Source organism: Corynebacterium sp. 1103A (assembly GCF_055700955.1).
Genome location: NZ_JASTTF010000019.1, coordinates 1 through 10,267, shown reverse-complemented (window position 1 = coordinate 10,267; position 10,267 = coordinate 1). Strand labels below are relative to the sequence as shown.

7 protein-coding genes, 1 tRNA gene and 1 pseudogene are annotated in these 10,267 nt (G+C 64.4%); 1 reads left to right on the top strand and 8 read right to left on the bottom strand.

Annotated features, from left to right (window positions below; translation table 11 throughout):
- Positions 1-34 precede the first annotated feature (34 nt).
- Genes pknB through QQS52_RS10875 form a run of 7 tightly spaced genes read right to left on the bottom strand, consistent with a single transcriptional unit; the run spans position 35 to position 8,979 of the window.
- Entirely contained in the window at positions 35-1,963 is a 1,929-nt protein-coding gene (gene pknB, locus QQS52_RS10905) for a Stk1 family PASTA domain-containing Ser/Thr kinase (RefSeq protein WP_472773878.1), read from the bottom strand.
- Positions 1,953-3,464: a serine/threonine-protein kinase gene (locus QQS52_RS10900; protein WP_472773877.1), complete on the bottom strand. Its 1,512-nt coding sequence runs from the start codon at positions 3,462-3,464 to the stop codon at positions 1,953-1,955. Before QQS52_RS10900 ends, pknB begins: the two co-directional genes overlap by 11 nt.
- Complete coding sequence (locus tag QQS52_RS10895; protein ID WP_472773876.1) at positions 3,464-4,915, bottom strand: penicillin-binding transpeptidase domain-containing protein; 1,452 nt, start codon at positions 4,913-4,915, stop codon at positions 3,464-3,466. Before QQS52_RS10895 ends, QQS52_RS10900 begins: the two co-directional genes overlap by 1 nt.
- A complete protein-coding gene (locus QQS52_RS10890) occupies positions 4,912-6,261 on the bottom strand; it encodes an FtsW/RodA/SpoVE family cell cycle protein (RefSeq protein WP_472773875.1) in 1,350 nt (449 codons plus the stop codon). Before QQS52_RS10890 ends, QQS52_RS10895 begins: the two co-directional genes overlap by 4 nt.
- A complete protein-coding gene (locus tag QQS52_RS10885) occupies positions 6,262-7,671 on the bottom strand; it encodes a PP2C family protein-serine/threonine phosphatase (RefSeq protein ID WP_472773874.1) in 1,410 nt (469 codons plus the stop codon).
- A complete protein-coding gene (locus QQS52_RS10880) occupies positions 7,671-8,132 on the bottom strand; it encodes an FHA domain-containing protein FhaB/FipA (protein ID WP_472773873.1) in 462 nt (153 codons plus the stop codon). Before QQS52_RS10880 ends, QQS52_RS10885 begins: the two co-directional genes overlap by 1 nt.
- A 28-nt stretch (positions 8,133-8,160) precedes the next feature.
- Positions 8,161-8,979 (bottom strand): DUF3662 and FHA domain-containing protein, encoded by an 819-nt coding sequence (locus QQS52_RS10875; RefSeq protein WP_472773872.1) that lies wholly within the window; start codon positions 8,977-8,979, stop codon positions 8,161-8,163.
- Positions 8,980-9,194: 215 nt separating this feature from the next.
- Between QQS52_RS10875 and QQS52_RS10870 the strand changes: the two genes are divergently transcribed.
- A tRNA-Leu gene (locus QQS52_RS10870) sits at positions 9,195-9,279 on the top strand.
- A gap of 151 nt (positions 9,280-9,430) precedes the next feature.
- Here the strand turns inward: QQS52_RS10870 and QQS52_RS10865 are convergent.
- A pseudogene (locus QQS52_RS10865) lies at positions 9,431-10,111 on the bottom strand (IS256 family transposase); the annotation flags it as partial.
- Positions 10,112-10,267 lie beyond the last annotated feature (156 nt).

Sequence of the window (10,267 nt, the reverse complement as noted above, 5' to 3'; positions counted from 1 at the left end):
GCTAGTGTTGCGCCACAGTCTAGCAGCGCCACGGCTAGCGGCCCGTGACGAGGGTTTCCAGGTTGAACTCCCAATAACGGACTTCCACCTTGGTGTCCTTGCGGATGGTATCCCCGGCGGAAACGGAGGCCCAGCCGATCTTGCCGGAGTCTACGGCGGCCCCGGTGCCGATCGGCGGGCCGACGCGCAGATCTTGGGCGTTGCCTTCCCAGCCGGCCTCGCGCAGGGCTTCGACGGCCTCGTCCTCAGTCTTGCGGATCAGTTCCGGCGCAGTCATGAGCATGCCATTCGACACGCGCACCACCACGGTGCTGCCGGCGTCGACCTCCCGGCCCTCGCTTTGGGCCTGGAGGACGCGGTTTTCCGGCTCCTCGGAGTCGACCAGCTCGAGCTGCGGCTCGACGTCCAGGGAGTTCAGGGTCTGGCGAGCGTCGTCCCAGTCCATGCCGGTCAGGCGCGGGATGCGCACCTGCTTGACCCCCTGGGAGACGGTCACCTTGACCTTCGACCCCTTGGACAGCTGGGAACCGGGGGCCGGCGACTGCGAGATGATCTGGCCCGCGGGGACGTCGTCGGAGTCTTCCTCGGTGATGTCATCGGACAGGGTCAAACCGGCCTCGTCGAGCGCGCGCGAGGCGGACTCCAGGTCCAAGCCGGTCACGTCCGGGACGTCGGTGATCTCCTTACCGGAGGAGACCGTAAGCGTCACTGTCGCGTTCTTCTGCAGCTGGGACCCGGGGCCCGGGTTCACGCGGATGACGTGGTCGCGCTCAATCTCCGGGTGGGCTTCCTCGTTGACCGAGACCTGCAGGCCCAGCTCTTCGAGCTCCTGGACGACCTCGGCGCGCGGACGGTTTTCGACCTCCGGCACCTCGACCATCTCTGCGGTCTGCGCGGACTCGTCCGGGGAGTCCGAAGGCTTCAGGTAGTCCCAGGCGAAGTAGCCGATGGCGCCGATGAGCAGCAGCGCCAGCAGGGCCGTGAGCCACTTGATCCAGGCGCTGGTGCCCTCCTCTTCCTCCGCGGCGTGGGAGGCCGGGCGGGTAGAGGCCACCGGCGCGCGGTGGGACGCGGCCGGGGCTTCGGCTTCGGGCTCGACGTGCGCGCGGGCCGCCTGGGTGACGTTGCCGTGGGCCAGGCGGCGCAGGTCCTCGGCCATCTCATGGGCCGACTGGTAGCGATCCGCCGGGTGCTTGGCCATCGCCGTGAGGATGACCGCGTCCACATTCACGCGCCCGGTCGGCGTGATGGAATCATCCAGGTATTCCGACGGCGGAATGGGATCTTCCTGCACGTGCTGGTAGGCCACGGAAAATGGGGTCTCGCCCTCGAACGGGGTGCGGCCGGTGACGGCCTCGTACATGACGCAGCCCAAGGCGTAGACGTCGGAGCGGGCGTCGGCAGCCTTGCCGCGGGCCTGCTCGGGCGACAGGTACTGCGCAGTGCCGATGACCGCGGAGGTCTGCGTCATGGCGGAGGTGGAGTCGTCCAGCGCGCGGGCGATGCCGAAGTCCATCACCTTCACCTGACCCGTGTTGGTCAGCATGATGTTCGCGGGCTTCACGTCGCGGTGGATGATGCCGGCCTCGTGGGAGGCCTGCAGGGCATCCGCGACCGGGGTCAGGATCTCCGCGGCCTGCTCCGGGGCCATGGGCCCGTCCGCGCGGAAGATGTCGCGCAGGGTGCGCCCGTGGACCAGCTCCATGACAATGTACGGGATGGTCAGGGCGTTGTCCTCGACCTCGCCGGTATCGAAGACGGCGACGATATTCGGGTGGTTGAGGCGGCCCGAATTCTGCGCCTCGCGGCGGAAGCGCTCGCGGAAATTGGTGTCGTGCGCCATCTCCGGGCGCAGCATCTTGATGGCCACCTCGCGGCCCAGCATGGTGTCCTGGGCCGCGTAGACCTCGGACATACCACCGGAACCAATGAGTTCACCGCGTTCGTAACGATCACCCAGCATTGGTGGTTCCACCCCCTTGGTTGGTGTTATCAGACGCCTGCGGCGAATTATTGAACAGGTCCTCGATGTTTTCTTCCAGCTCCTCCGTCGGCAGCGACGGGGCCTCCGTCATCTCCGGCAGCTCGGGCGTCGGGGAGTCCTGGTGCGTGGTCGGCTGCTCGCGGTGCGTGGTCGGACGCGGCGTGGGCGTTTCCGTGCGCTCGCGGGTCTCCGGCTCCGGCTCCTCGGTCCGAGAGGTTTCGGGCTCCTCGATCTCGGTCTCGGTGACGGTCTCGGCTTCCTCAGTGGACGGCTCCACCCATTCGGTCACGACCGACGGCGGCGTGCTGGTGGGTTCGCTGGAACCACGGTCGCCGGCCAGCTGCTGGGCCAGCAGGAATCCGCCGCCTACCAGCGCGACGACGATCAGGGCGATGAGTAGACCGATGCCGAAGTTCGCGCCCGCCGAGCCCTTCTTCTTGTTCTTCTGGGCCTGCTTGCTTTCGTGGGCCTTTTCCTGGGCCAGGTGCTTGTCGCGCGTGTCCGCGACCGAAGCCGGGGCCGGCCGGACCGTGGTCGGGTTGGCGGTATCGCCCAGCATCTGGGTCGAGGCCGTTGGCGAAGGTTCGGTGGCAATCGGGGCCACGGCCGCGGATTGCGGCTGCGGCGGACGCTTGCCCAGTCGTACTGCGGAGACGGCGTTGGCTAGCTCGTTGCCGTCGGCGTAGCGGGTGTGCTGGTCCTTGCGCAGGGCGATGCCCACCAGCTCGCGCACCGGCGCGGAAATATTCGTCGACAGCGGCTCCGGTGCCTGGCTGATGTGCGCGAGCGCCACAGAGACCGAGGAATCCCCGGTGAACGGGCGGTGGCCCGCCAGCATCTCGTAGCCGACCACGCCCAGCGAGTAGACGTCGGAGGCGGGGGAGACCTCGCGGCCCTGCGCCTGCTCGGGGGAGACGTACTGCGCGGTACCCACCACCATGCCGGTGCGGGTCAGCGGGACCGCCGCGGCGGCCTTGGCGATGCCGAAGTCGGTGATCTTGACCCGGCCGTTCTGCGTAATCAGCAGGTTGCCGGGCTTGATGTCGCGGTGCACTAGGCCCATGCGGTGAATAATGGACAGGCCGTGGGCGGCTTGCTCCATCACGTCGAGCGCCATCTCCTCCGGCAGGGAACCTTCGCGGGCCAGCATGTCGGCCAGGGACTCGCCGCGGACGTATTCCATGGCGATGAAGCAGAAGGTCGTGCCCACCGGATCATCGATCTCGCGGTAGTCGTAGGTGGCCACCACGTTGGTGGAGTGGATGGACTCGGCGGCTTCGGCCTCGTTGCGGAAGCGGAAGAGGAATTCGTTGTTGTCGGAGAACTCTGGGCGCAGGATCTTGATGGCGACCTCGCGGTCGTTGCGGACGTCGTCCGCCAGCCACACGGTGGACATGCCGCCGTGCCCGATGACCCACTGCAGGCGGTAATCATCACCGATGAGCGCCTGGAAGCGTTCTTGGTGTTCGGCGTGGTTCATTACTGCTCTCCTCCGTAGGCCTGAAGCATGGCGCGCCCGATCGGCGCGGCCACCTGGCCGCCCGTGGCGGACTCGCCCAGGTTGCCGCCGTCCTTGACCACCACGGCCACGGCAATATCGCGGTCCGGATCGAATGCAACATACCACGTATGCGGGGGCAATCCGTCGCCATGCTCAGCGGTACCGGTCTTGGAAGCAAAGGAATTGCCGTCGTAGCCGGACGTGGATCGCTCGGAGGCGAACATCAGATCCCGCAGGGTCGCGGCCGTCTCCGGGGTAATCGCCTCGGTGGCCTCCTTCGGCTCGATCTCGCGGACCTCCTGCATCTGCGAATCCGTGATCCGCTTGATGAGGCGCGGCTCCATGCGTTTGCCCTCGTTGGCCACGGTGCCGGCCATGATGGCGGCCTGCAGGGCGGACATGGTCACGTCGCGCTGTCCGATGGCCGACTGGGCGGTGGCGGCCGGATCTGGCAGCTCGCCCAGGTTGCCCGGGGAGGTGTCCACCCCGAGGTCGTAGTTCTCGCCCACGCCGAAGGCCTCGGCGTATTTGCGCAGCTCGTCGGCGCCGATGCCCTCGCTCATCTGGACGAAGGCCGTGTTGCAGGACAGGGCGAAGGCCGTCTGCAGCGTCACCGAGTCCGCGCCGCCGCAGGACTGGTTGGCGTAGTTGGTCAGCTGGGTCGTGGTGTTCGGCAGCGTGATCGAGGCCTGGCCGGTCAGGGTCGACGACGGCGTGAAGCCGTTGTTAAGACCCGCCGCGGTCGTGATGATCTTGAAGATGGAGCCCGGCGGCAGAGTCTCCTGCGTGGCGTGGTTAAGCAGGGGAGCGCCGTCGGCCTCCTGCAGCGCGGCCCAGTTGCCCTCCGCGTTAGGATCGCCCACCACGGAGTTCGCGTCGAAGCTCGGCGAGGAGGACATCGCCAGCACGCGCCCAGTGGAAGGCTGCAGCGCGACCGCCGAGCCCTGGTAGCCCGGCCCCACCAGCTGGTCGTAGGCCAGCTGCTGGAGCTGCGGGTCGATGGTGACCTCGACGTTGGCGCCGTCCGGCTGCTCGCCGGTCAGCTTGTCCAGCCAGTTCTGCTTCAGCAGCGAATCATCGGTGCCGTTGAGAATCTCGTTCTGGGAGGACTCCAGCTGGGAGGCGCCGAACTGGGAGGACAGGTAACCGGTCACCGGGCCGAAGGCGGGGGACTGGGTCGGGTAGATGCGCGAGTAGGTCTCGTCGTCGTCGCCTTCGCCATTGCCGTCGGGAACGGACTGTGCCAGCACGGTGTTGCCGGCGTAAATCTGCCCGCGGGCGATGGTCTGCAGTTGGTAGAACTCCCGCATATTCTTCGGATTTTTGGCGTACTTGTCCTCGCTGAAGGCCTGCACCACCGTGAGGTTGACCAGCAGGATGGCGGTCAAGATTAGGGAGAAGATAGCAGTAAAGCGGATGGTCTTATTCATCGCTGAGCCTCCTGGACGGCGGGGAACAAGGACGTGCCGGCGCCAGACTGGGCCTCCTCGGCCGGGCGGTTGGCGGAATTCGAGATCCGCAGCAGCAGCGCCAGAAGGATGTAGTTAGCCATCAGCGAGGAACCGCCGGCCGCAATGAACGGCGTGGTCAGGCCTGTCATCGGTAGCAGCGCGGAGATGCCGCCGACCACGACGAAGACCTGGATGACCAGGGTCAGCGACAGGCCGGCCGCGACCAGCTTGCCGTAGGAGTCCTTGACGCTGAGCGCGGTGCGAAAACCGCGGGAAGCCAGCAGCGCGAACAGGATCAGGATCCCGGCGAGGCCGATCAGTCCGAATTCTTCGCCGATGCCGGCCATGATGAAGTCGGAAAAAACCACCGGAATGATGTCCGGGTGGCCCTGGCCGAGGCCGGAGCCGGTGATCCCGCCGGAGGACATGCCGAACAGCGCCTGGGACAGCTGGAAGCCGTTGCTGTCGTAGTTGCCCAGCGGATCGAGGAAGTTGGAGAAGCGATCCTGGATCTTGGTGGAAATCTGCGCAATGCCGAAGCCGCCGATGGCCACGAGCACCACGCCGATGGCCAGCCAGGACACGCGTCCGGTGGCCATATAGAGCATGCCCAGCACCGTGGAGAACAGCAGCAGGGCCGGGCCGAAGTCGTTCGACACGCCCATGATGACAATCGCAATGCCCCAGACCACCAGGATGGGCGCGAGGTCGCGCAGACGCGGCAGCGACAGGCCTAGGAAGCGGTAGCCCGCCACCGTGAACAGCGAGCGCTTCTGGACCAGCAGCATAGCGAAGAAGAGCAGCAGGAGGATCTTGGAGAACTCACCCGGCTGAATGGAAAACGGCCCGATCTTCATCCAGATGCGCGCATCGGCCTGCGCCGGCTGCGGCCAGACCAGCGGCAGCGCCAGCAGGACCAGGCCGACCAGGCCCAGCAGGTAGGAAAAGCGGGTCAGCGAGCGGTGATCGCGCACGATGGCCAGCACGGCGATGAACAGGATGAGCCCGGCGATGGTCCACATGACCTGCCGCACGGCCAGGTCTCGGCCCAAGGCCAGATCCAGGCGCTGGATCATGATGAGGCCGATGCCGTTGAGCACCGCCGTGACCGGCAGCATGATCTGATCGGCGTGCGGGGCTAGCAGGCACAGCGCCCAGTGGGCGACGGCAAAGACCCCAATGAATCCGCCGATGAGGTAGAGCACGTCCACGGACAGGATATTGCCCTGGGACAGCTCGAGACTCACTAGCGTGATCGCGAAGACCACCGTGGCTGCCACGAGCAGCCACAGCTCAGTGGTGCGCCAAACAAATTGCTTCAGCATCTAGTTCACCTCCCGGCAGTTCACGCCCGGCTGCCGCCGGAAGCCGTTGTCCTTCTTGTCCTCTTGGTTGTCCGCCTTATCGCGGCAGACCGGCAGCGCGTTATCGGCCAGCCGGGTCAGCTGCCCTTGGACCTCGTCGTAGCTGCCGGAATCCAGGTTGTGGACCACGCCGCGCTCGGTGGCCGGCAGGTCTTCGACCTTTAGCGGGTTGAACCCGGCGTCGCAGGAGCCGTTGCTGAGCCGTAGTGCGCCTTCCTTGTCGAGGCAGGCGACCTGGTAGGTCTCGTGCAAGTCCTTGCCAAAGACCGAGAAGTCGGCGCCGCGCTCGAGCTGGATCTCCTCGTTCGCCCCAGCGGTGGTGACGTAGTAGTTGTTATCCAGGTAGTTTTTGCCCCAGACGCCGACGCCGGCGATGGCGGCGATCAGCACGGCCAGGACGACCGTGGTGGCGATCCAGGTGCCGCGGGAACTTTTCCGGTGGCGATCGGGCTCCTCGTCGGCAGCTTCTTCCTCGGCGACCAGGCGGGCCGGCGCGGAGGCCTCGCGCGGCTGGCTCGCGGCCTTGTTCGTGTGCGGCACGATGACCTGGGGGCGACGCTCCAGGGCTGCCGCGCGACTGGCCGCCGAATCCGGGTGGGTCGGCTCCGGGGTATCCCCGGCCAAAGCACCCACGGCCACCGGCGCGGCCGGCGCCTCGTCGCTTTCGATGACCTCGGCGACGACCATGGTGACGTTGTCCGGCCCGCCGGAGCGCAGCGCGAGTTCGATCAGCCGCTGGGCGGCTTCTTCCACGGTGCCCTGCTTGAGGGCGTCCTCGATGGTGGAGGCCGTGACGGGATCCGAGAGCCCGTCGGAGCACAGCAGCAGCCGGTCGCCGGGCTTAGCGTCCAGCATGAACAGCGTCGGTTCCACCGCGCGGCCGGTATATGCCTTGAGGATGAGCGATTTCTGCGGGTGGGAGGACACGTCGCTCGGATCGAGCTTGCCCTCGTCCACCAGGGACTGCACGAAGGTGTCGTCCTTGGTGATCTGGGTCAGCTTCCCATCGCGCAGGCGGTAGCCGCGCGAGTCGCCCACGTGGCAGACGCCGAACTGGGTGCCGTTGAACATCATGGCCGTCAGGGTGGTGCCCATGCCCTCGGTCTCGGGGTGGTCCTTGATGTGGTTGGCGATCGATGCGTTGGCGTCGTTAGCGGCGTCGCCCAAAAGCGCCAGCATGTCATTGTCTTCTGGGTAGCGGTTTAAGTGCTCCAGGTGCTCGACCATGAGCTGGGAGGCGACCTCGCCGGCGGCGTGTCCGCCCATCCCGTCCGCCAGGACTAAAAGATAAGGCCCGGCGTAGGCCGAGTCTTCGTTGTTCTTGCGGACCAACCCGCGGTCCGAAGCGGCGGTGAAATGTAGTTTCAGCATTAGGCAACCAGCCTTACGATAGTGCGACCCATCTTAATATCCGTTCCCACTTCGATGCGTTCTGCCTGGTCGATGCGCGTTCCCGCAACGAAGGTGCCGTTGCGGGACTCGAGATCTTCGACGAACCATTGGGAACCGCGACGGAACAGGCGCGCATGGTGGGAGGAGGCGAAGTCGTCGCCTAGCACGAAGTCGCAGTCCTGCGCGCGCCCCAGCGTGATGTCTTCCAGGGTGCCCAGTGCCATGTGAGAGCCCTGCAGCGGGCCTTCGGTCACGGTGATGTGGCGCGGCTTTTCTTTGCGGTCCTTCCGGCGCACCGCGGCGACGGGGCCGACGCTACTGCCGCCGGTGCGGGCCGCCTTGTTGGCATCCAACCGCATGGCGTTCAAGGCCACCAGGATAAACAGCCACAGTAAGATTAACAGGCCGATTCGCAGCGCGAGCAGCACGAATGAATCCATCGGTGACCTCCTAAAAAATTATTGGGGTTTAATTGTCCAGTCCGGTGATTCGCACCTCAATGTGCGAATGCCCCAGGGTGATGACGTCGCCGTCGGCCAGCAGCCAGTTCTCGATTGGCGTGTCATTGACCGTGGTGCCGTTGGTAGACTGGAGGTCCACCAAGACTGCGTCCTGGCCGTTCCAGGTGATCTCAGCGTGCTGGCGGGAGACCCCGGTGTCCGGCAGGCGCAAGTCGGCATCGTTGGAACGTCCAATGATATTGGATCCTTCGCGGACGTGGTAGGTCCGCGAAGAGCCGTCCTGGAGGAGAAGATTCACGCTCGGGCCGCTGGCAGCGGGTTCCGCGTTGTCGGGCTCGGGGCGGATAAAGGTTGTCGTGGCGGCCTCGTCAGCAGAATTACTGTTCATCTGGTCCTCCTGGGTTTCGGTTTCGTGGAAAATGGCGTCGAACCCGGTTTCTTCCTCGGGCTCATGGTCAATGAACGAAGAAACCCGCAACTGGCCGGTGCGGAGTCCGGATTCTTCGGCGATGCGAACGATGACGGGTCCCGCCAGGCCCCAGCCGCTGTTGCGGATAAACCGTGACAGCTGGTCGGCCAGGTTCTGCGGGATTTGCGGGTCTTGGGATAGGTTTTCCAGGTCCTTGGAACTGACTCCCACGAGCACAACATTGGGGCTGTAGAGGTTGTCGTCTTCTCCGCGCGTGAGGTTGTCTTGGACCTCCTGCTTGAGCAGCTCTTCGATCTCGGCGGGCACAACGCGGCCGCCGAAGACGAAGGCCATCCCGTTGTCCAGTCCGCGCTGCAGGGCAGAGTCAAATTTGGCAAGCTTTTCCATGAGTGCCATGCTGCGGTCCTCCTTCGAACGTGGATGTATTCGGCTCTGGTGATAAACCTCAACCATTATAGGCCGCGTATAGAACTAAAACGTAGCCGGAGCCCGAAAAGTTCCCGCAAATGATGCGTAGATCTCACTCATTTTCCGGCGTACTAGCTGCGGATTTGTAAGTATGTGGGTGTCCCGTGCTATCTTTATCTAGTCGCCAAGACAGACAATACCCAGCCCGGGTGGCGGAATTGGCAGACGCGCTGGCTTCAGGTGCCAGTGTCCTTATAGGACGTGCGGGTTCAAGTCCCGCCCCGGGCACAGTGAGCAGTTGTACAAACTGTGACACCGGAGGTAACAAACTCGAAAGGGTTCGTGACCTTCGGTTTCTTTGTTTTTCTGAGGTTTACCGATCGAGGGGCTTAAGTAGCAAAAAGTGTCCGGTCGGCGTGTCGCCGGCCGGTCCTTTTGGTTAGCGTCCGGCCCAGCCTTTTCTGATTCCTATGTCGGGTTGGTACTCGGTTCCTATAGCGTTGTCGTAGAGGGCTGGCCGTCCGGTTTCCTGGTTGGTTTGGTTCTCGTCGTGGGATAGGACTGTGACTTTGGCGAGTTGGTCTAATCCCCAGTTGCACTGCTTGGCGACCTTGACCGGGTCGTCAGGCAGTTGCGTTTTTAGATAGAGCCACCATTCCAGCATCTTGCGCTGGCGCTCTCCTGACCTTCCTCTATGAATGCGAGCGAGCAGTTTCAGCTGGGAATTGATGCCACCTTCCAAACTGTTTGTGGTGGCCACCCACAGGTGCGGCTCTACTGCTTGCGGTGGTGGTTGAAGGAACGCAAAGAGGTATCCCTCATTGGCAAGGTGTTTGAGCGAGTTAAAGGCCCTACGCACCCGGATATGAGTGAACTCCCACTTGGTGCCGGTGGGGTCGCGTTCCTTAGGCAGCTTGGTCTTCTCGTTGAGGAAACGGCGATAGACCTGCCCAAACTCGTGCAGCAAGGCGATCCATTCGCGGGCCTTGTCTAGGTCTTTGACCTTGGTTAGTCGTAGGGCAAGGCGGTACAAGGCTTTACCTGCATCGTTCTTAGGTCGTGAGGTGAGATAGCGTCTGACGACACGTTGGGCATGGACAAGACAGCGCTGAATCATGGTGGGGTTGCCCGCAAATCGTGGACACGTAGTGGAGCTACCTAGTGGTTAGGCAGCTATTTCTTTTCTGCTGTTGATTGAGCCGGCGTGGTTCTCGAAGTCGACGGGGCTGACCATCCCGAGTGCAGAGTGCCGGCGCCGGCGGTTGTAGACGACTTC

Excerpts from the sequence above, each read along its gene's own strand:
- QQS52_RS10880 (WP_472773873.1), bottom strand. The coding sequence starts at position 8,132 with ATGGATTCATTCGTGCTGCTCGCGCTGCGAATCGGCCTGTTAATCTTA.
- QQS52_RS10875 (WP_472773872.1), bottom strand. The coding sequence starts at position 8,979 with ATGGCACTCATGGAAAAGCTTGCCAAATTTGACTCTGCCCTGCAGCGC.
- QQS52_RS10885 (WP_472773874.1), bottom strand. The coding sequence starts at position 7,671 with ATGCTGAAACTACATTTCACCGCCGCTTCGGACCGCGGGTTGGTCCGC.
- QQS52_RS10895 (WP_472773876.1), bottom strand. The coding sequence starts at position 4,915 with ATGAATAAGACCATCCGCTTTACTGCTATCTTCTCCCTAATCTTGACC.
- pknB (WP_472773878.1), bottom strand. The coding sequence starts at position 1,963 with ATGCTGGGTGATCGTTACGAACGCGGTGAACTCATTGGTTCCGGTGGT.
- QQS52_RS10890 (WP_472773875.1), bottom strand. The coding sequence starts at position 6,261 with ATGCTGAAGCAATTTGTTTGGCGCACCACTGAGCTGTGGCTGCTCGTG.
- QQS52_RS10900 (WP_472773877.1), bottom strand. The coding sequence starts at position 3,464 with ATGAACCACGCCGAACACCAAGAACGCTTCCAGGCGCTCATCGGTGAT.